This is a genomic window from Paraburkholderia panacisoli (assembly GCF_008369935.1).
Classification (GTDB): Bacteria; Pseudomonadota; Gammaproteobacteria; order Burkholderiales; family Burkholderiaceae; genus Paraburkholderia; species Paraburkholderia panacisoli.
The window spans coordinates 78,690-99,751 of record NZ_VTUZ01000038.1 but is presented as its reverse complement, the minus strand read 5'-3'; the positions used below and the strand labels follow the sequence as shown (position 1 = coordinate 99,751).

Annotated in this window: 19 protein-coding genes; 3 read left to right on the top strand and 16 right to left on the bottom strand. The window is 65.1% G+C overall.

Translation table 11 applies throughout. The features are described 5' to 3' along the window. Positions 1 to 462: 462 nt before the first annotated feature. The 9 genes from FVF58_RS37995 to FVF58_RS37955 form a co-directional block, all read right to left on the bottom strand. Positions 463 to 1,023: a phosphonate degradation HD-domain oxygenase gene (locus FVF58_RS37995; protein ID WP_149674815.1), complete on the bottom strand. Its 561-nt coding sequence runs from the start codon at positions 1,021 to 1,023 to the stop codon at positions 463 to 465. Between the two features lie 4 nt (positions 1,024 to 1,027). After that, positions 1,028 to 2,479: a phosphonoacetaldehyde dehydrogenase gene (phnY, locus tag FVF58_RS37990; RefSeq protein WP_149674814.1), complete on the bottom strand. Its 1,452-nt coding sequence runs from the start codon at positions 2,477 to 2,479 to the stop codon at positions 1,028 to 1,030. Then, the gene (gene phnA / locus FVF58_RS37985) at positions 2,476 to 3,756 is read right to left on the bottom strand and encodes a phosphonoacetate hydrolase (RefSeq protein ID WP_149674813.1); all 1,281 of its coding nucleotides are present in this window, start codon (positions 3,754 to 3,756) and stop codon (positions 2,476 to 2,478) included. Before phnA ends, phnY begins: the two co-directional genes overlap by 4 nt. Before the next feature lie 66 nt (positions 3,757 to 3,822). Continuing rightward, a complete protein-coding gene (locus FVF58_RS37980) occupies positions 3,823 to 4,566 on the bottom strand; it encodes a phosphonate utilization associated transcriptional regulator (protein ID WP_149674812.1) in 744 nt (247 codons plus the stop codon). A 75-nt stretch (positions 4,567 to 4,641) separates the two neighbouring features. After that, entirely contained in the window at positions 4,642 to 5,505 is an 864-nt protein-coding gene (gene phnV, locus FVF58_RS37975; protein ID WP_149674811.1) for a 2-aminoethylphosphonate ABC transport system, membrane component PhnV, read from the bottom strand. Further along, positions 5,495 to 6,445 (bottom strand): 2-aminoethylphosphonate ABC transporter permease subunit, encoded by a 951-nt coding sequence (gene phnU / locus FVF58_RS37970; protein WP_149674810.1) that lies wholly within the window; start codon positions 6,443 to 6,445, stop codon positions 5,495 to 5,497. Before phnU ends, phnV begins: the two co-directional genes overlap by 11 nt. Beyond that, positions 6,423 to 7,523 (bottom strand): 2-aminoethylphosphonate ABC transport system ATP-binding subunit PhnT, encoded by a 1,101-nt coding sequence (gene phnT / locus FVF58_RS37965; protein ID WP_149674809.1) that lies wholly within the window; start codon positions 7,521 to 7,523, stop codon positions 6,423 to 6,425. The genes phnU and phnT overlap by 23 nt, the downstream gene beginning before the upstream one ends. Before the next feature lie 98 nt (positions 7,524 to 7,621). Continuing rightward, positions 7,622 to 8,713 (bottom strand): 2-aminoethylphosphonate ABC transporter substrate-binding protein, encoded by a 1,092-nt coding sequence (phnS, locus tag FVF58_RS37960; protein ID WP_149674808.1) that lies wholly within the window; start codon positions 8,711 to 8,713, stop codon positions 7,622 to 7,624. 519 nt (positions 8,714 to 9,232) lie between these two features. Next, the gene (locus FVF58_RS37955) at positions 9,233 to 9,988 is read right to left on the bottom strand and encodes a DeoR/GlpR family DNA-binding transcription regulator (protein WP_149674807.1); all 756 of its coding nucleotides are present in this window, start codon (positions 9,986 to 9,988) and stop codon (positions 9,233 to 9,235) included. Between the two features lie 201 nt (positions 9,989 to 10,189). On the opposite strand from FVF58_RS37955, the gene FVF58_RS37950 reads away from it, so the two are divergent. Both FVF58_RS37950 and FVF58_RS37945 read left to right on the top strand, forming a co-directional pair. Next, a complete protein-coding gene (locus FVF58_RS37950; RefSeq protein WP_149674806.1) occupies positions 10,190 to 11,749 on the top strand; it encodes an ABC1 kinase family protein in 1,560 nt (519 codons plus the stop codon). A 149-nt stretch (positions 11,750 to 11,898) separates the two neighbouring features. Further along, the gene (locus tag FVF58_RS37945) at positions 11,899 to 12,771 is read left to right on the top strand and encodes a DMT family transporter (protein WP_149674805.1); all 873 of its coding nucleotides are present in this window, start codon (positions 11,899 to 11,901) and stop codon (positions 12,769 to 12,771) included. A gap of 78 nt (positions 12,772 to 12,849) precedes the next feature. On the opposite strand, the gene FVF58_RS37940 is transcribed toward FVF58_RS37945, so the two are convergent. Beyond that, positions 12,850 to 13,815, bottom strand: coding sequence for a L,D-transpeptidase (locus FVF58_RS37940; protein WP_246217367.1), 966 nt, complete (start codon positions 13,813 to 13,815; stop codon positions 12,850 to 12,852). Positions 13,816 to 14,333: 518 nt separating this feature from the next. Between FVF58_RS37940 and nadE the strand changes: the two genes are divergently transcribed. Next, on the top strand, positions 14,334 to 15,194 hold the full coding sequence (gene nadE, locus FVF58_RS37935; RefSeq protein ID WP_149674803.1) for an ammonia-dependent NAD(+) synthetase: 861 nt from the start codon (positions 14,334 to 14,336) through the stop codon (positions 15,192 to 15,194). 120 nt (positions 15,195 to 15,314) lie between these two features. Here nadE and FVF58_RS37930 read toward each other — a convergent pair whose 3' ends face one another. The 6 genes from FVF58_RS37930 to FVF58_RS37910 form a co-directional block, all read right to left on the bottom strand. Continuing rightward, positions 15,315 to 15,578 carry an RNA-binding protein gene (locus tag FVF58_RS37930; RefSeq protein ID WP_149674802.1) on the bottom strand — a complete coding sequence of 88 codons (264 nt, stop codon included), beginning with the start codon at positions 15,576 to 15,578 and terminating at the stop codon, positions 15,315 to 15,317. Between the two features lie 5 nt (positions 15,579 to 15,583). Further along, positions 15,584 to 15,742: a hypothetical protein gene (locus FVF58_RS51835; RefSeq protein ID WP_188131061.1), complete on the bottom strand. Its 159-nt coding sequence runs from the start codon at positions 15,740 to 15,742 to the stop codon at positions 15,584 to 15,586. A 299-nt stretch (positions 15,743 to 16,041) separates the two neighbouring features. Then, complete coding sequence (locus FVF58_RS37925) at positions 16,042 to 16,404, bottom strand: hypothetical protein (RefSeq protein ID WP_149674801.1); 363 nt, start codon at positions 16,402 to 16,404, stop codon at positions 16,042 to 16,044. Positions 16,405 to 16,481: 77 nt separating this feature from the next. Next, a complete protein-coding gene (locus FVF58_RS37920) occupies positions 16,482 to 17,207 on the bottom strand; it encodes a hypothetical protein (RefSeq protein ID WP_246217366.1) in 726 nt (241 codons plus the stop codon). A gap of 296 nt (positions 17,208 to 17,503) precedes the next feature. After that, the gene (locus FVF58_RS37915) at positions 17,504 to 19,168 is read right to left on the bottom strand and encodes a S10 family peptidase (RefSeq protein WP_149674800.1); all 1,665 of its coding nucleotides are present in this window, start codon (positions 19,166 to 19,168) and stop codon (positions 17,504 to 17,506) included. A gap of 125 nt (positions 19,169 to 19,293) precedes the next feature. Further along, positions 19,294 to 20,853, bottom strand: a complete 1,560-nt coding sequence (locus tag FVF58_RS37910) for a S53 family peptidase (protein ID WP_149674799.1) — start codon at positions 20,851 to 20,853, stop codon at positions 19,294 to 19,296. Positions 20,854 to 21,062: the final 209 nt, after the last annotated feature.

Below are 21,062 nucleotides of genomic sequence, written 5' to 3'. Positions count from 1 at the left end.
TGTGTGAGACTTGATACTTTTGCTTTATGGCAGATTCAAAGAACCCGCCCCGCATCTCGCATCAAGCGCCCACACTTATCGGCTGTTAGTTTTTAAAGATCGATCCGCTTCACGTTCGCGGCGCCCGTTTCACCTACCCGGCACCGCTTCCGTTCTGCGTCGCTGCATCAGCAGCAGAGAAACGAGATTATGGAGAACTTCCGCTTCGCCGTCAACAGGTTTTTCGAGACTGCCTAACCTGCCCGGCGCGCTGGAAGCCTTGCCACTGCTGGCTTTCCCGCCTCCCCGTGCGCCGGTGTCCGGAGCACGAAAGAGCGGGATTCTAGCGAGCCCGAAGGGGACTTGCAAGCGTTATTTTGATATCCGTGACGTGCGCTCCGAGTGGGTGCAACGATAGCGACACTAGTAACTGATCCAGAGGATCTAGCAAGGCGAACAAAAGCGAAAAGCGCAACCCGTGGCTCACGCAACCGCATGCTTGCGCATCACCCGCTCGACCACACCCATATAGTGATCGAGATCAGGCGTCGCACGATTCTGCTCTTTTGCGCGGTCATCCCATTTACGCAGACTCAACGCATCTTCCGCGTAGGGCTTTCCCAAAAACGCCTCGGCCTCTTCCCTGCTGAAGATGCCGCCCTGCAATTCCAGACTCCGCACCGAATCGGCGGAAAGCTGTCCGAAATACTTGTCGTCGATTGCGCATAGGCAGCGCTTGGCGTCGACGTGCATACGGATCGGCTCCAGCACCGCGTCCGACAACACCGGCCGCAAGAACGGCAGCGCGAAATACTGATGCAGATCGTCGATGCCCCGCTCGGTCGGCGTGTCGCCTTGCTGATTCAACAGATGCCCGAGGTCGTGCAAAAACGCGGCTGCAACCAGCTCTTCGCCGGCGCCCGCCTCTTCGGCCAGCGCACCGCTTTGCAAAGCATGTTCGAGTTGCGTCACCGGCTCTCCGCTATACGCCAGATTGCCGTATTGCTCGAATAACGAGCGGATGTCGTTCAGACTCAATGCCACTCTCTTACTCCCAAGGTAATGAAAAGGTCTTTAGATTGGTGAAGCTCTTCATCGCTTCCTGAACCCCTTCCTTATAGCCAAGCCCGGAGTCCTTGATACCGCCGAACGGCGTCAGCTCGATCCGGTAGCCGGGCACTTCCCACACGTTGACCGTCCCCACGCGCAATTCGTTGATGAAGCGCGTGATCGCGTCCTGCCGGTTCGTACACACGCCCGACGACAACCCGAACGGCGTCCCGTTGCTGATGCGAATGGCGTCGTCGAGCGTGTCGAAGGCGATAATCGGCGACACGGGCCCGAAGGTTTCCTCGCGCACCAGCGTCATCGACGGATCGACGCCGTCGAGCACCGTTGGCGCATACAGCGCGCCATTGCGTTGATTGCCGATCCGCAGCCGCGCGCCGCCGGCAATCGCTTCGTTCACGCGCGCCTCGAAAAGCTGCGCGGCGGCGGCGTCGATCACCGTGCCCATCTGATTCGACGCATCGAATGGATCGCCGAACGACCAGGCCCGCGTCTTCTCCACGACGAGCTCGGTGAAATCCGCCGCGACACGCTGTTGCACCAGCATCCGCTTGACCGCGGTGCAGCGCTGCCCGGAGTTCTTGTACGAGCCCTGCACGGCCAGTGTCGCCGCGCGTTCGAGATCGGCGTCGTCGAGCACGATCAGCGGATCGTTGCCGCCCAGCTCCAGCACCACACGCCGGTAAGCGGCCTTCGCCGCGATGTATTTGCCGATCGCCACGCCACCCGTAAAAGTGACGAGTTCCGCCAACGCATGCGTGATCAACTCGTCGGCGATCTCGCGCGGATCGCCGGTCAGCACCTGCAGCATGGGCGCGGGCAAGCCAGCTTCGTAGAGGACATCGGCCAGGTAGAGCGCCGACAGCGGCACCTTCTCCGACGGCTTCAGTAGTACCCGATTGTTCGTCGCGATCGCCGGCGCGACCTTGTGCGCGACCTGGTTCATCGGGTGATTGAACGGCGTGATCGCGACGATCACGCCCGCCAGCGGCTCGCGCTGCGAAAACACCCGCCGTTTCTTGCCGTGCGGCGTCAGATCGCAGGAGAAGCTTTGGCTGTCGTCGCGCAACGCTTCGATCGACGCGAACTTGAACACATCCGCGACCCGGCCGATCTCGTACCGCGAGTCCTGCTTCGACAAACCCGATTCGAGCGAGATCAGATCCGACGCCTCTTCGGTCCGCTCGCGCATCAGCACGGCCGCGCGCTCCAGAATCTGCGAACGCTCGTAACGCGTGAGTGTCGGCCGATAAGCGGCCGCGTAGTCGAACGCCGCGCGCACGTCGTCGATGCTCGCCAGCGGGACCGTGCCCACCCGCGTGCCCGTATAAGGATCGAACACGTCGAGCGTGCGCGTGCGGGTGGCGCGCTTGCCTTCGAGCCGCAGCGCTTCCGCCCGGAAAGCCGGATGGTCCCGCAGCGTGGTGTTCATGATGCCGACACGCGATTCAGCGCGATATCGAAGATATCGAAGTTGCGCAGCCTTTTGCCGCTGGCGCCAGCGCCGCCGCTGCCGGCCGGCAACGCTTCGACACGCCGGTTGAACAGCAGCGGCACTTCCTGCTCGGAAATGCCGCCGTGCGAACGCAACGGCACGGTCAACCCGGACAGGTCATGTTCGTCGCGCCGCGTGCCGAGCACGACATGCTTGGTGCTGACCACGACGACATCGCCGACGCGGTCCTCCGGCAACTCGAAGCGTCGGCACGCCGCGCGGTTGTCGAGCACGACCTCGATGCCCTGCAGCCGGCCGATGCGCTCGATCACCAGCGCGGCATCGACATCACGCGGCAGGTAGACCGTCGCGAACGACCCGAGCGCGCCATGATGCACGACGTACGGATCGGTGATCGGAAGGATCACGCGCGCCGTTTTCGCGCCGAGCCAGTCGTCCAGCACGTCCTGCAGATAGATCACGTTGGGCTCGCCGGTGCGCGGATCGTGCTTGGCGTTCATCCCATGATCGGCGGTCAGCCCGATCACCCAACCGAGCGCGTCGAGCTTCGCCAGATAGCCGTCCATCATCGCGTAGAACGCGTTCGCGCCTTCGGTGCCGGGCGCCCATTTGTGCTGGATGTAATCGGTGGTCGACAGATACATCAGGTCGAGCTTGCGCGTCTGCGCGAGCCGCACGCCGGCGGCGAACACGAACTCGGACAACCCCGCGCTGTACACGTCGGGCAACGGCAGGCCGACCAGATCGAGCACTTCGTCGATGCCGTTGTCCGCACGCGTCACCCTGTCGGCTTTCTCCGCCGAGAAGCAGATGCCCTTCAGTTGCCAGCCGAGCAGGCTGCGCAGCTTGTCCTTCGCGGTGACCACAGCAACCTCGGCGCCCGCCTCGGCGGCGGCGGCGAGCAACGTGCCGGCGCGCAGATAGGCGGGATCGTTCATCATCACTTCCGCGCCCGCGCCGTGGTTCGCGTCCGGGTCCCAGAAGTAATTGCCGCAGATGCCGTGCACCGAGGGCGGCACGCCGCACACGATCGATAGATTGTTCGGGTTGGTGAACGATGGGATCACGCAGTCGCCCTTGAAGGCCGAACCGCCTTCGAGCATCTTGCCGATGAACGGCGCGACGCCCGCCGCAACCGCGGCTTCGAGATATTCGAACTCGCAGCCGTCGACACACACCACCACGGTCGGTTGTGAAGGGAGCCGGTAGCTGCGGCCGTTGACTTCGATCGTGCGTTCGCCTGAATTTGCCATCATTGCCTTCCATGCGTGCTTGGCACGCGTGCTGTCGTTAATCCTTCGCAGTCGAGCTTGCCGCGCTCAATCGCTCGAAACCGGCGCGGCCGGCAACCTCGACGCCCCGCCCAGCGGCCCCGCCGTCTCGCATGCCGCATGCGCGCGCTGCAGGCCGCCGTTCACATGCGCGTGCATCAGCGCCGCCGCATGCCCGGCGTCGCGCGAAGCGAGCGCCGTCAGAATCGCGCGATGCTCGGCCAGCGAGCGCTCCATCGCATCGGCATGCACCACCAGCGCGGCACGCCGGAACAGGCTCAACTCGCTCACCAGCCGTCGATACGTTTCATACAGCTTCAGGTTGCCCGATGCCGCGACAAGCGCATCGTGGAACGCCACATTGGCGCGCGCGTATGCGTCGTGATCGTTCGCATCGGCTGCGGCGCGCATCGCGTCCAACCATTCGCGCAACACCGCGAGCTTCGCTGCGTCGATGCGCGCCGCCAGCATCCGGCACGCCGCTTCTTCGAGCACCGCGCGCACCGCGTAAATTTCGTCCGCCTCCGCCAGCGACACCGTCCGCACAAACACGCCGCGATTCTTCTCGGTGCGCACGAGGCCAGCCTGTTCCAGCGCGCGAAACGCCTCGCGCACCGGCCCGCGCGACACCTGCAGGCGCGCGGCCCAATCGGCTTCGTTGAGCTTGTCGCCGGGCGCGAGCGCCCCTTCGACGATGTGCCGCTCGATCTCGTCGCGCACCAGCGTCGTCAGCGAATGGCTGCGCACGACATCGAACGGATCGACAGGAGCAGACAGCATATATTCGGTCATTTTGACAAATTTTGCCACATCACGATGTGTTTGCGCGCCGTTACGGCACGCAAACACACGCGGCGGAATTGCGCGTCAGTCGACCCGACGGCGTGGGACGCGCGCGGCGATCAGGAGCAGCGCGGCCAGCGAGACCAGCAGCAGAATCAGCGATAACGCGGAGGCCGGCAGGTAATAGCCGCGCTCCACCTGCCCCACCACGACGATCGGCACCGTCGCGAAACCCGGCGGATAGACGGTGAGCGTGGCGCCCAGTTCGCCGAGCGACAGCGCAAAGCCGAGCGCGAGACTGGCGCGGATCGCCGGCACCAGTTGCGGCAGCACCACGCGGCGCAACACCATCGACGGCGGCGCACCGAGACTGGCCGCCGCTTCGCGCAGGACCGTCAGCTCCGGGCGCAACGCGGCGGCCGCGCACCGGTAGCAGAACGGCAGCACCAGCGCGAGCTGCACGAACACGACGATCGCCGCCGAACTCGACAGATCCACCGGCCGCTTGTGATACGCGATCAGCACTGCGAGCCCGAGCACCACGCTCGGTACGCCGTTGGGCATCATCGCGACGGTGTCGACGAACGCGCCCAGGCCACGCCGGTCGCGCCCTTCGAGCGCGAGCGCGAGCCACAGCCCGAGGATCGTGCCGAGCACCGCGACGCCCATGCCGACTTCGAGGCTGGTCCTCAGCGCGTCGAAGTCGCTCGAACTGAGGCGCTCGAACCAGCGCATGCTGAAACCGTCGGGGAGGATCGTGCCGGACCAGTGCGAGGCCACGCTCGACAGCGCGACGACCAGCACCGGCAACACGAACAGCCAGAAGCACAGCAACCCGGCAAAGCCGAGAAACAGCCCGCCGAGCATGCGCACCAGCAGACTGTGGCGCACCGGCCGCGCCTTCTTGTGCATGACCGGCAACACGGTCGGGTCGAGTTCAACGGCCATGACCCGCTCCTTTCACCTTGCGACGGTTGACGCGGCGGTACAACGCGTACAGCGACAACGACATCATCAGCATCACGACCGCGCCGGCGGCGGCGCTCGGCAGATCGAGGTCGACGGTGGCGGAACTGTAGATCGCCACCGGTAGCGTGATCAGATGCGCGCTGCCGAGCACGAGCAGAATGCCGAACTCGTTGAGCGTCAGCAGGAAACAGAGGATGGTGCCCGCCGCGATGCCTGGCCAGGCGAGCGGCAGGATCACCTTGAACGCGACCATCGGGCCGCTCGCGCCGAGGCTGCGCGCGGCTTCGATCAGACGCCGGTCGAGCAGCGCGAACGAGGCCAGGGTCGGACGCACGACGAACGGCGCGTAGAACACCACTTCCGCGAGAATCACGCCGCCCACGCCGAACAGGAAGTCGAGCGGCGGCGCCTGCAGATTGAAGAGTCGCTGCAAGCCGATGCTTACCGAGCCTTGAGAGCCGTACAGAAAGATCAGCGTGAACGCGACCAGAAACGACGGGAACGCGACGAACAGTTCGAGAAAGCGCGTGATCATCCGTGCGCCGGGAAACGGCTTGAAGAACAGGATCGACGCGAGCGCCACGCCGAGCAGCGATGCGAGACCCGCGCTGGCGAACAGAATCCACAGCGTCGTGCCGATCACGCCGCGCGTTTCGGGATTGCCGAAGAAGGTCGAATAAGCCTGCATGCTCAGGCCGTGCGAGCCGGTCAGACTCAGCATCACCAGACGCACGAGCGGGTAGATGACCAGCGGCCCGAGCACCACCACGGCGATAAACAGCAGATGCCATTGCGCCGCGCGCTCGCGGCGCTTCACCGCGGCCGTATGCGACGCGGCGCTGGCGCGGCGGCGCGCGTCGGCGGCGGCGTCTGCCGCGCTGAGCGGGGCGGGCGTGTCAGGGGTGGATAAGGACGACATCATCAGCCTCGTAACGCAGGGAAACACGTGCGCCCTTCACCGGCATCATGCCTTGGCCGCGCTGCATGGTGACGAGCACCGGCTCGTTGGGCAGCGCGTCGAGCGTGACCTGCACCGACAGCACCGCGCCATACCATTCGACCGACGTGATCGCGCCATGCATCTGCCCTTCACCGAGCGGCACGATGCACAGCGCCTCGGGACGCAAACAGGCGACCCGCTCGCGCTCGTTGTAGCGCACGTCGTCCATCGCGAACGCGAGCTGCGGCGGCAGCAGATTGGCCGCGCCCAGATAGCGCGCGACGAAGCCGTCGGCGGGTGTGTCGTACAACTGCTGCGGCGTGCCGAGTTGCGCGATGCGCCCTTCGCGCATCAGCAGCGTGCGGTCGGACAGCACCAGCGCGTCGTCCTGATCGTGCGTCACGCAAACGATCGTCAGATTCGGCAGACGCTCGTGCAGCGCCTTCAGTTCGGAACGCACGGACGCGCGCAGATTGGCATCGAGTGCGGACAGCGGTTCGTCGAGCAGCAGCACGTCGGGCTCGATCACGAGCGCGCGGGCGAGCGCCACCCGCTGCTGCATGCCGCCCGACAGTTGCTCGGGCATCACGTGGCCGGCATCGCCCAACTGCACCAGCTTCAACGCATCGGCGACGCGCCGTGCGATGTCGCGCGACGGCGCGCGGCGCGCGCGCAGACCGAACGCGACGTTCTCGAACACCGACAGATGCGGGAACAGCGCATAGCTCTGGAACAGCAGACCGAGATTGCGCTTATGCGGCGGCACGTGCGTGAGGTCGTGGCCGGCCACCGTCAGCGTGCCGGCGAGGCCGTCCGCTTCGATGAACCCGGCGATGAAGCGCAGCAAGGTCGTCTTGCCGCAACCGCTGCGGCCGAGCACGGTGAGCAACTCGCCGCGCTGGATGGTCAGCGACAGATCGTCGAGCACCGTGCGCGTGCCGAACCGCACCGTCAGATGGTCGATCTGCACGCCGCCCGGCGTGTTCGAACCCGCGGCATCGAGCGCGTCCGGTGAGGCGTCGAGCGCGCCGGGGTGAGCAAGACTGGCCGTATTCACCGGGTGGATCCTCCAACGAGATTAATGCTATGCGGCGCCTGCCGATACCCGCAGACGCCGCCCGACTCAGCTACGTCAATTACACCGCAAACGGCGGCTTACTTCGGCTTGACCACTTCGGTCTGCTTGCCCGACGAGCCGATCACCTCGCTCTTCCAGCGCGCGGTCCAGTCGGCCTTCTTCGCCATCACCTGGGTCCAGTCCACCGGAATCAGCTTCACGCCGGCGATGGACTGCTTGACCGCGTCACCGTTCTTGCCGGCGAGCGGCACGTCGGTACGGCCAGGAATGCCGAAGATGTCCGGCACCTTGGCCTGCACTTCCGTCGACATCAGATAGTCGATCAGCTTCTTGCCTTCAGCCTGGTTCGGACCGTTCTTGATCAGACCGATCGCGTACGGCAACTGGAAGGTGGTCGGCTGGCCGCCGGGCTCGGCGGCGAGGAACACCGGCTTGAGCGACAGGCCGCCGTTGGCCGCGTCGTCCAGGTCCATTTGCAGGTCGCCGTTGGCGACGGCGATTTCGTTGCGCGACAGCAGCACGTCGAGGTAGCCGGTGCCCTTGGTGTGGAACTTGGCGCTCTGTTCGAGCTTCTTCAGATAGTCGAATGCCTTGTCCTCGCCCATCAGCGACGTGGTCAGGATGATCACCGCCATGCCGTCACCCGCGGTAGCCGGGTTCGAGTACGCGACCTTGCCGCTGTAGTCCGGATGCAGCAGATCCGCGAAAGTCTTTGGCTGGTTCTTCGTGACCTCCGGGTTGATCGCGAACGAGAAGTAGTTGTTCACGAAGGTCGCCCACCCACCGTTCGGCGCCTTGGCGATCGCCGGCACGTTCTTGTAGTTCGCGCTCTGGTACGCCTGCAGCAGGCCGGCCTGGTCGGCTTGCTGGATGAACGGTGGCAGCGTGACGATCACGTCGGCCTTCGGCTGATCCTTTTCGATGGTCGCGCGGTTCACCACTTCACCGCTGCCCGCCGTGACGATGTTGACCTTCACGCCTTCCTTCTTTTCGAATGCCGGCAGCACGTCCTTGTAGAGATTTTCCAGGCCGTCGGCGGTGTACAGCACCACCGCGTCGGCTGCGTGAGCCTGCATCGCCGCGCCGCCGAACGCCGCCGCGGCGACCAGCGCCGGCAGCAGTTTGCGAACGAGGCCGGCCGTGACGTGAAGGGAATGCGTCTTTGTCATGTCGTTTTCTCCGAAAGGCAATAACCAGACGGTCGGGATAACCCGATACCTGTTGTGATTGAACGGCGTTAGCGCCGTGCCGCTTGCGTGTTGCCCGCAGCCAGCTGTCATGCCCTTCTGCGCGCCCAATTCCGCGCTTATTCTCGCGGATTGCAGATTGCCGACAACTTTGCCGCTTCCTCTCCAGCCAGACCTACAGCCCATCTACGACGCTCGCGCTGCCTGCCATGCCTGAACGGGCACGGCAAGAATCACAGGTTTCCATGACAACGCCATGACTATTCTCGCGAGTTCCCAAAAACTACACAATTCGCCAATATTAGCCAACTCGCTTTTGTACGCTACAGTGCGTGGAACTGAACATGTCCCAGGTAGCCGAGGGTCTGCTGGCCCGTGTAGACCCCGTGCGATGCCGGGGCAAATCGCACAACGCGTTGCCCGCGCTCAACTTCATGCCTGAGCGATGCCGCATCCGCATCACCAGCCATGCAGCTGAGTCGCAATCAGGCAGTCACGCAGCTACGCGATCAGAATTTCCGGGCCATGTGCGGTAATCGCCGTGCCGAGCGTGCGTTCGGGAGCCAGTTCGGTCACCAGATAACGCGCCGACTCGATCCCGTTGATCCGCACCGGCGTCACGCGGCCGAACTTCGAATGGTCGGCGACGATCACTACCGTGTCGGCGGCGGCGATCATGCGGCTGCGCACTTCGGCAGCCATGCGGCTGTAGTCGGTCAGATAGCCGTCCGGCGAGATCCCGCCGGCGCCGATGAATGCGAAGTCCGCGTGGTATTGCGTGAGCTGCTGGACCGTGTCGAGCCCGAAAGTGGCGTCCTCGATATCCGACAGCTCGCCGCCGAGCAGCGTCACGCGGTTGTCGTTGCGCCGGCCGAGCAGCAGCGCGATGCGCCAGTCGTTCGTATAGACCACCAGCCGATGCCGGTCGAGCAGCGCCCGTGCGACTGCCTGCGTGGTACTGCCCGAATCGATGATCAGCGACGCGCCGTCCGGCACGAACTCGGCCGCGCGCTCGCCGATCGCGCGCTTCGCACCGGCGTTCGCCGCTTCGCGCGTATCGAGGTCCGGCTCGCGCCGGTCGCTCGACAGCGCACCGCCGTGAGTCGTGACCAGGAGTCCGCGCCCGGCAAGCGCGTTCAGATCGCGGCGGATGGTCTCGCGCGACACGTTCAGTTCGCGCACCAGTTCGGCGACCGAGAGCGCGCCCGTTTTTGCGACTTGCGCCAGGATGTATTGGTGTCGTTGTTCTGCGAGCATCTCATGAAGGCCGGAAGCCGGCACGCTTGGGTTTCGCACGGTTGGAGAAGGCCGGCGTATTGTATTACGGTATTACGCGTGGCGCGGCGACGCTCCTCCCGGCGCTCATCGGCTGGTTACCTGCTAACCTGAGGCCTGGCCCCGCGCGCCGACGTCCCGTCGATGCCTGTCAAACCTGCTGGTCCGTCAACCGAACACCCGATGCCGCCACTGCTTCGCCGTCTACTGCTGCTGTTCCACGCACTGCGTTACGGCGCGCGCCTGATCTGGCTTGCCGCGCCGCCCGGGCACAAACTCCACTGGATGAGCGAATTGATCGGCCGCGTGCATGCATCGGGGCGCAGCGGCCAGAATCTGCACAGCCTGTTGCCGGCGCTGGGGCCGCTTGCCAGCCGCTTCGCGCAGACGCTCGCGCAACGCCCGGAACTCGCGAGCGCCACCTTGCACGACGCGATCGACGCGGTCGATCACCTGGAAGAGCCGCTGCCGCCGCGCGAGTCCGAAGAGGCGCTGGCGCGCGCGTTCGGCCAGCCGCTCGACACGTTGTTCAGCGCGGTCGACCTGGTGCCGGTGCGCGGCGGCTTTGCCGAACAGACGCATTTCGCGCGGCTGCTGACGCCGGTCAAAGGGCATCGCGAAGTGGCGATCAAACTGGTGCGCGCCGAGCAGGTGCAACAGATCGGCGACGAACTCGCGCTCTTGCGCTGGGTCGCGCGCTGGCTGGAAAAGCTATCGGGCACCGCGCGCCGCCTGCAACTGCGCACCCTCGCGCAGACCTTCACCGACGACATCCTGCGTCGCTTCGACCTGCGCGCCGAAGCCGCCAACCTGAGCCAGACCGGCCATCATTTCGACGGCGACGCGCGCCTCGTCGTGCCGGACGTGATCTGGGATCTGTGCACCGACCACACACTGACGATGCAGCGCATCAATACCTTGCCCGCGAGCGACCTGGCCGGCCTGCACGCGAACCACGTCAAGCTCGCGCCGCTCGCCGCGCATATCGTCGAAGTCGTGTCCGAGCAGGCGTTCGAGCACGGCTTCTTCCACGCCACGCTCGACGCGCGCCGCGTGCGCGTGAGCATCGAGCCGGACACGCTCGGGCGCCTCGTGCTGGCGGAATTTTCGATCATGTCGACGCTGTCGACCGGCGAGCGTGAATTCTTCGTGCACGGCGCGACCGCGCTGTTCGACCAGGACTACGGGCGCCTCGCCGAGATGCATCGCGATGCCGGTCACGTGACCGCCGACACCCGCGCGGAGATACTCGAAGCCGAGTTGCGCACGCGCGCCGAAGCGCATTTCGCGGCGGCCCCGGAGGATCGCTCGGCGGGTTCGCTGTTTCATCATCTGCTGCACGCCGTGCATCCGTTCGACGGCGCGGTGCCCGCCCGTCTCGCCGCCGCGCAGCGCTCGTTCCAGCAGGCGGAGATGCTCGCGCGTGCGCTGCATCCGGACGTGGATACCTGGAACATCGCGCGCGGCGTGCTCGCGAACATTGCGCGGCGCGACGTCGATCATCGCGGCTGGATCAAGCGCATCGCGCGCGAGCTGCCGCATCTCGCGCATATGCTGCCACGCGTGCCGCAACTGGCGGTTCGCTATTTGCAGCAAGAACACGAGCGCGCGCGTACGCCGCAGCAGACCGCGCAGTTGATCGCGGACATCGGCCGCGAGTACCGGCGCACGCGGCTGTTGTTGTGGGCGTGTGCGATATGTGGCGGGCTGCTGGGCGCGGGGACGATGCTGCTGATCTGGTGATGGGCGGCCGCTACCGGTAGAGCCGCCCAGCACGCGCGCCGCCCCCCGCTCCCAGCGCCGCCCGCTCCCTCTGGACGAATTGCAGCTTCAAACAAGACACCCCACGCACATCCCGACAAGATGGCGGCTTTTTCACCCCATCCCTTCCGATGTTCGCCTCTCTGATTGCCGCTGTCTTCGTCGTGCTGTGGTCGACCGGTTTCGTGGTTGCCCGCGCGATCACGCCCTACGCCGATCCCAATCTGTTCCTGCTCGCGCGCTTTGGCGGGACCGCGCTGATTTTCGCGCTTGCTGCGATCGCCGCACGCACGGCGTGGCCGACCGGCCGCGACTTCGGCAAGCATCTGGCTGCGGGTGCGCTGCTGCAAGGCGTCTATCTCGGCGCCGGCTACTGGGCCGTCGCCCAAGGCCTGAGCGCCGGGGTGATGGCCTTGCTCGGCGCGCTGCAGCCGCTCGCGACGGCCGCCGTCGCGGCGCCGCTGTTCGGCGAGCGTCTGTCGCGGCGCGGCTGGACCGGCATGGCGCTGGGCCTCGCGGGCGTCGTGCTGGTGCTCGAACCGAAGCTCGCCGCGGCCGCGCCGCCGGCCTCACATGGCAACGCGCCTGCGTGGCTGGTCGTGTTCATCTCGATCGTGGCGGTCGCGTCGATCACGGCGGGTACGCTGTTTCAGAAGACCTCGCTCGCGAAGGCCGATATCCGCAGCGCGAGCGCTGTGCAAAATGTCGGCGCGGCGCTCGTCGCGGCCGTGCTTGCGCTCGCGCTCGGCGAGCATCGCTGGATTGCTTCGGCCGCCTTGTGGGCGTCGCTCGCGTGGGGCGTCGTGATGCTTTCGGGCATCAGCGTCACGTTGTTGGTGTGGATGGTCAGGCGCGGCGATGCGGCGCGCGCCACCGCGCTGATGTTCCTCGCGCCGCCGCTCGCCGCGCTCCAAGGCTATCTCGGCTTCGGCGAAACGCTGCTGCCGGTGCAGATCGCGGGGTTTGCGGTCGCGCTGGCGGGTGTGCTGCTGGCGCGCTCGTGAAGGCGCTCGCGAGGCCGCTCGTCAAGGCGCTCATACGGGCACCGTCAAGCCGCTCGTCGAGCGCCAGGCAGCCGTGAATCAATCGGCGGTATCCGCGCCGGCCGGCACTTTCGCGCGCGCCTTGCTGCCGGGCGCCGGCGCCCACGCCGGCCGGCCCTTGCGCTGCGAATCCACCACCGCGATGTAACGCCCCGCCCACGGCATGATCTGCCGATCGCTTTTCAACACCCACAGCGATTTCCCCGTGTCGATCAGCGCCGCATATTCGGCATCGAGAATGCCGTAGTGGTCGAGAAACGTATTGAGCGACGCGGGTATCCGCACACAGCCCTTAGAGTGGCGAATGCCGAGAACCGGTTCGAGCCGGTCAGGGTCGGTCGCATGCATCTGGAAGCGCATCTGCGATACGCCGCCTTTGCCCCAGCCGCGTTCCCCCTGCGCCCAGCCGAGGTCGAAGATCCGCATATCGCGCTGGCCGTAGCCGCGAATGTGGTTCTCGTTCTGCGTGCCCTCGGAGCGGAAATCCATGTTGCCGGGCGTATGTTCGAACACGCCGAGCGGCGTGATGAAATGGTCGTATTCGCCGGGCCGGCCGGTCGACACCGGCGACGCGCCGATGATCTGCCAGCTGTCGGCCGGAGCGGCGCGGAAGTAAATGAAAAACGCCTGCACGTTCGCGTTGCGATCCACCAGCGCGACGTACTCGCCCGACAGGTTGCCGAGCGTGTTCGCATTGAGCGCCGCTTCCAGACGATTGGCGTAAGCGCGCTGTTCGGCTGCCGGCACTTTCAACTGCCGCGTCACGGTTCGCGCGAACACGTCGCGCAGCAGAAACGCGCGGCGCGGATCGACGACGCCGGCCGCATCGGGCGCGGCAACCGCGGACGCGTTGACGGCAACGGCCGGCCGGCCCGCCGCGTCCTGGTCGGCCGCCGGCAACGCGGGTCCGCGAGCCGGCGCGGCCAGCGCAGCGGCGCACGAGATCGCACAGAGTGCGGCGGCCAGTGCGCGCGCTGGAAAACGGAAGACATGCACGGCATGCATGACCCGGACGCGCGTCACACGAGCAACGCAGGCTACACGATCAACACGGGTGAACCGCGACGCACGCGACTCGCAGCACGATTGCCGCAAGCCCGCTTCGTCGCACGGATGAACTATCGAAGCGGAAGTCAGGCGGTCCAATACAGGCTGGCCAGGCCGATTTGGGTAGTTCATCGCGTACTAGAGCAAACCTGATTATTATTGACTGCTCGCCGGGTCACGCGGCGCTCGGAACGAGGATGTTACTAAGCGGTTTGCATTCTGTCGATAAAGTTGCGGACGATCTGTGAATCCCGCCATAAAAGCTGGACTTATTTGATGATCCGCAAGACAGTTTTATAAAAATGTATTGCATGCGTTAAAGCCGATTTCGATGATAAATCCCCGAGACCGATGCACCTTTCGTTGCTGGCTTAACTGCGTCGCCCCCACCCGCTCGCGGGTTCGCTATTTATCTTATCGGCGCGCGAGCGTTCATTGCTGACAAAGCGTAAGCGCGCGAGGAGCAGAAAGAAATCATGACGCAACAAGACCCCATCGCCCGCCAGGCAAGCATCGCCGCTGAAATGCACGTCGCCGCCGAGTTCGATGCCGAACGGGAAATCACGCGCCGGGTCGAGTTTCTGGCGAACTATCTGCGCGAGAGCGGCCTGAAAACTTATGTGCTTGGCATTAGCGGCGGTGTCGATTCGACCACCTCTGGGCGCCTTGCACAACTCGCCGTCGAAAAATTACGCGCTGACAATTACGACGCGCATTTTGTCGCTATACGTTTGCCTTACGGAAAGCAGAAAGACGAAGCCGATGCGCTGCTGGCGTTAAGCTTTATTCGCGCGGACGAAAATCTCCTCATCGACATCAAACCCGCCGCGGATGCGACGCTCGCCGCGCTGGATAACGGCGGCGTGTTATTCAAGGACGAAGTGCAACAGGATTTCGTGCACGGCAATATCAAGGCGCGGCAGCGAATGATCGCGCAATATGCGGTGGCCGGCGCACGGGCCGGGGTGGTGATCGGCACCGACCACGCGGCCGAGTCGGTGATGGGCTTCTTCACCAAGTTCGGCGACGGCGGCGCCGACGTGCTGCCGCTCGCCGGGCTGAACAAGCGCCGCGTGCGTGCGGTGGCGAAGGCACTGGGCGCGCCCGAAACGTTGGCGCACAAGGTGCCGACCGCCGACCTCGAAATGCTGCGTCCGCTGCGTCCCGATGAAGACGCCTACGGCATCCCGTACGACCTGATCGACGACTTCCTGGAACGCAAACCAGTCAGCGACGCCGCGCGCGAGACCATCATGCGTTTCTACAACGTGACGCGTCACAAGCGGGCGTTGCCGTACACACCGTTTGACTGGCCGGCGCAGCCGGGCGAAGAATAAACAGGAAGAGACGCCGCGCAAGCGCCAACGACGCAAACCCGGCAAGCGTGCGGGGCTTGAATCCGCTAGTCAACCCGCGTTCACGCCGCGCGCCGCATTCGCGGGATGTCGGGCAGCCGGTTACTGCGCGGGCGGTTCGTCGGTAAACAGATCGGCGCTCGCTTCGAGCGTCTGGCCGCCCAGATGCTTGCCGTGAATCTGACGCGCGATCACGTCGCCGACATAGGGGACGTTCGCGTCCAGTTCGACCGTGGCGTAGGCGCCGGGTTTGCCGGCGTCGATCACCTCGACGTTTTTCGCGTAGTGCCCGAGTTCACGCTTGAGGAAGTCCCGCACCTGCTGCTCGCTACACGACTCCGCGATGTTGCGCACGATGAGGTTCATGCGGCCTACCCTCGACGCGCGTTGTGGCTCGTGGGTCGATCCGCGGTCTGGATACGCACCGGGCGCAGCGCGGCACGTTGTTTCGTTTGCTTCGCGGCGAGTTCGCGGATCACTGCAGCACCGGCAGCGCCCAAAGCGATCAATGACAGATAGAAGGCAATCATCTGAATCTCCTCTGCGAATTCGTCACGTGTTCAGCTAGTCACCAAATAGCCGCGTTCGGTCATAGCGCTGCAACATCAGTAGCACAAAAACCGACTGGAAGATCGTCATTAATGCACTGTACCCGAATAAACGGTATTGCCGACAGCAAAACATCTATTCATTTAATGCAGCGCAAACGCCGACAATGCTTCGGCGGCAAAACGGGCACCGCAAGGGAATTCGAAAAAAACGGGCCGCGGCTCGCATCGCCACGGCGTCCTGGCTGGGACTTGCGCAAAAAACGGGTCGATCGACGGAATCAGTCCGTCGTCTGATCCGCCGCTTGTACGTTGGCCGAGCTTACCCACCACGCATTCTTGCCCTGCGGCAACTGAACCAGCACTGCGGACGGATCGTCGACGCCGTCGTCGGCGATCTGACAGACCGCCAGACCGTCCGGCAAATGTTTGACCTCACCTGCCGACTGGAACAACGCAATACGTTGCGCGTTCAACGGCCGCAATTGCCGGTACACATCGAAGCTGATTGCGGCGGGGACATCGCCGCGAATCTGCAACGCGTCGGCTTTGCCGCAAGCTACGGGGTCGGCGGCAAGCGCGGCGGCACTGCTGAACAGGCAGCCGATAGTGAGCGCCACTGCTGCAACACGTGAATGGGTCATGGTGATTCTCCGAAATAGTGAAGGACGGCAGGCCGCGAACCACAAGGCAGCCTGCCTGAATATGCGCGAATGATCGATCAGGACGGCGCAGAGGTGCGACGCGGTGTGTGACCTGAGGGCGCACCGGCACGCTCGGCGCCCCGGACGCTGCCTGCGTCGCTGTCGTCTTTATCGCCATCGCTTTCGAACCCGTTGTCGCCGCCATCATCGCCAGCGGCGACGTCGAGGCGGCTCACGTTGCACGACGTCTGGCCGAAGCCCGAATAAACCAACGACCAGTTCCCGACGATCGCCGCTTGCGCCTGCGCGAGACTCAGCTTGCCCTCGCAGACGCACCGCTTGAGCATGACCGCCGCACGCGCCTTGCGGCGCTCGCCCTGATGACCCGCCCACGGCAGCAGGTCGAGATTGGCGGGCGCGTCCGGCGAGCCGCCGAGCACGATCGGCACACGCCGGTCGAGCGCGAAGGCGGAGCCGTCCTCGGCATCGATGCCGCGCGCAGCCAGCATGCGATCTTTGTGCGCCATCAGTTCGTCGAAAGGCGGCGCGACCGCGTCCGCGTAGCCGGGACGGCAAATCGTTTCGCCCACCGATTGCTGTGTGACGCGATGGTCGAGCATGCCGCTGAGCTGCGCGTGCACGATGCCGATCCGCAACGCGAGGATCGTGGAGAGGCCCATCAGCAACGCACGCCGCGTCGTGCAACCGGCCCGCGCGAGCGTGGGTGCAATTACCGCATGGATGCCTCGGGCTGGGTCGCCGGAAAGGTCGGTGCGACGCGTGTCTGCAATGCCTGCGTTCATTCGTCGGCGCGCCGGTTGCAGCACGCAATAGTTCAATTCGCAGGGCAATTAAAACACATTCAAAATCCTGCCGTACAAAAGCGGCACTCGCGCGTTCGGCGCCGGCGGTTGCCCGGTGGTTTGCGCAGCGCGTTATCGAATGGGCAGTACGACGGCGAGCGGGCGACTTCGCCGCGCGGGCGACGCGCTGGCTCACGCGCCGCCCCCACAGCTTCTGCGCACCGTTACGTCAACTCGTCAGCCGACCTGGCCGCCCCACCCCACTACCCCGCGTCACACCGCAAGCGCGCCCGCCGCTACTTCGCCACCCGCGCCTGCAACGCGCGAATCCGGCCGAGCGCCTGGGTGTTGGACACCGTCGTGTCGTACATCTGCGCGAGGTCCGCCTTCAGCGCGGTGCGTGAGCCGCCGTCGAGATAAACCATGTGCCCCGACGGATAAAAACGCGCCGACAGATTCTGCCGGACCTGCTGACTGAGCAGCGGCATCTGCTGCAGATCGAGCACGGTCTGATAGAACGGCGTCACGTAGTCGAAGAACCCGTTCGCCGACAACACCTTCAGATCGGGGTTGAGCGCCATCACGGCGGCAAGATCGCCGGCGGTGTACAAAATGATGTTGCCCTTCGAGTCGAGCCCTTTCTGCGCGCCGGTCGGGTCGATGTGACCGAAATCCCAGTACTTGAACGCCTGATCGTTCAGATCGGTGAATGACGAATTCGATGTGTACTTCAACTGCTCGTTCAGGTACACGTTCCACATCGTCGTATAGACGCCGGTCACCGCCGTCATGGTCGGGTCGTTGCCGCCGGAGTTCGGGTCGATCTTGCCGGCAATGCCCGTCTCGATCGCCGTCACCCGGCCGTCATACTCGCCGAGAGCCAGGCCTTGCGACTTCAGCAGCGTGGTCAAAAACAGCGAATTGCCCCGGCTGTCGTAGGCCGCGATATCCAGGCTCCACGCGAGCAGGCTCGTTTTGTCGATGCCCGTGTACTCGCTCAGTTTTTCGACGGTCGCCGAGTCGGTGGTCGGAAACTTGCGCAGCGCCGCCAGATAATCGGTGCGCGCGAATTGCGCGACTTCCTCGGCGAACGCGCCGAGATCGGTCGGCCGTGGCGCGATGCCGAGCTTCTTGTGGTACCACGCGTCCGCGGCCGCCGTGGGCAGCGTGCCGACCGGGTTGCCGGATTGCGTGTAATCGAGGATCGACGATTGCAGCGTAATGCCGTTCAGATCGACGCCATCTTCGTGCAAGCGATACGCCAGCACGCAACTGCGCGCCGTGCCATACGATTCGCCGAACAGATACTTCGGCGAATTCCAGCGATTGTTTTTCGTCAGGAAGCGCTTGATGAACTGCTTGATCGAGTCGGCGTCCTGGTCGACGCCCCAGAAATCGCGGTTCTTCTTCGGCGCGATCGCCGCCGAGTAGCCGGTGCCGACCGGATTGATGAACACCAGGTCGCTGCGGTCCAGCAGGCTGTCCGGATTGTCTTCCATCGAATACGGCGCGGGCGGCGTGAAGCCCGGCATCGACGTCTTGATGCGGCGCGGCGCGAACGAGCCCAGCAGCACGAACACGGACGACGACCCTGGGCCGCCGTTGTAGAAGAACGTCACCGGGCGGGTTTCCTCCTTCTGGTTGTCCTGCGTGAACGCGACGTAGAACATGCGGGCTTCGGGCTGCGAACTGCTCGGGTCGACGATGACCAGATGACCCGCCGTCGCCGTGTAGTTGATCTTGTGCCCGCCGATCGTGACCGAATGATGCGTGACCGCGGCAGTCTCGTCGACTTCGGTGACGGAATCGTCCGGTCCGTTGCCGTAGGCGACCGGATCGAAGAACGGTTGATCGCCGGCTTTGTGCGTGGTTTTGGAAGTGGCCGAAGCAGCCGCGGCGGCCGAAGCATGAGAATTGTGCGGTGACTGCGGACTAACGGAAGCTGACTCTGTGTTCGTCATGATCGCTCCATGGGTTCGTTCACGTCTTGTGGGCCGCCCCCAAAGGGGACTTCCTTCGATGCGCCCCGCGAGGGACGCTTTTCTGGACACCCGCAAGGGGTGCCCGAAGGGGCGTGCGTTGCAGACTATAGTGCGGCCGCCACCTTCTGACCATTGGGGCTGCCCAGCCCCGTGCAGGCATCCCACCCCGCGGCAGCCGCGAAACTGCCGTTGTTACCTTGCGTGATGTCGTTGCACGCGCCCGGCTTGCTGTACAGCTTCGGGTTGATGAAGCCGGCGGGCTGCCCCTTCGCCGCGTTGATCCGCGCGATCAGCGCCGCCCACAGCGGCGCGACCGCGCTGGTGCCGCCGACCACCGTCTGCGTGCCGTCGATCAGCACGCTGTAGCCGGTGACAGGGGACGCGTCGCCCGCCACGTCCGGCACGCCGCGCCCGCCAAGCGGCTTCTTGCCGCCGCCCGACGAGGTCGCCGACAAGCCCTTTTGCCATGCCGGTACCGCGAACGCCTGGCTCACGCCGCCGCCGCTCGCGCCACCCTGCTCGCCGTCGTTCCACACCACCTCGTGCGTGATCGACGTGCCCGACGCCGTCAGGCTCGTGCCGCCGCACGCCAGCACATAGGGACTCGACGCCGGGAAGTCGACCTGATCGCCGCCGCTGGCGCCATCGCTGGAACCGCTGTCGCCCGATGCCGCGCAGACCGTCACGCCAAGCGCCGCCGCGCTCTGCAACACACTGTTGAACGCCTTCTGCGACTGACTGGTCCAGCTCGACTCCGGCGCGCCCCAACTGATCGAAATCACCGAAGGCTTGTTGGCCGTGTCGTGCACCGCGCGGCTGACCGCGTCGATGAAACCGGCGTCGCTGTTCTGCGTGAAGTACACCGCGATGGTCGAGCCAGGCACGATCGCGCCGACGATTTCGATGTCGAGCGTGACCTCGCCGTCCGGCCCGTTCGGATCGCCAGTCGGATGATTGCCGGCTTGATCGACGCCGACCGACTTCACCGTGGGCGAAGCCACGCCAAGGCTAGCGAAATAGGACTTCAGATCGGCAGTGTTATAGCCGCCACCGAGTTCGATGATGCCGACACACTGCCCGCCGCCGTCGCCTTGAGGAAACTGGTAGAGCGCCGCGAGTTGCGGCGGTGTGAACGACGCCTGATGCGCTCTGGCTGACACGAACGGCGGCCTGATACGGAAGTGCGGCCGCGCCTGGGGCCGGTTGTCGAGTCCGAGCACCGCTTCCACCACGCCGTGCAGATCGTCCGGCACGCTGATCGTGCCCGTGCGCCCGCGAAACTGCCCGGCCGTATGATGCTGGAATTTCTCCAGCTTGACCTCGAACGCGCTCTGGAATTGCGCGATCGTGCCGCTTAGCAGGACCGAGCGCGCCGCCAGGTCCTCGTGGACCACCGTCAGTCCATGCGCGGCGGCGAAAGCCTTGACCTTGGCGACGTCGTCCGGCGCGGCGCCGTAGTCTTTCGCGAGCGCCTCGCGCGACAGCGGCTTGACGCTCGGGTCGCCGGCTTCGATCCGGCTGATCAGCGCATCGAACTGCGCCTGCTGCTGACGGCGCAGCATCACGAACACTTCGATGCGCTCCGCGGGATCGCACTGCCCAACCACCTTTGAACCTTGCTCTACGGTTCGCTCGCTTCCCGGCAACGGGTGCTTGTTGACCATGGTTTCGACTCTCCTGTTAGCGTGACGGCGCAGGCCGAAGGTTGCAGCCCGAGCACACCGCGCGCCTGCACGACCGTCGGCACGAACGACGGCGTCAGGGTGCTGTTCCAAGAACTTCGTCAAACCGTCCGACCCGAGCATTCGACCACAGTTCCGGCGCGCGCGGCAGTTATCCGAATGGCTAACAGCGCGCCGTGCGTCGCTCGCGC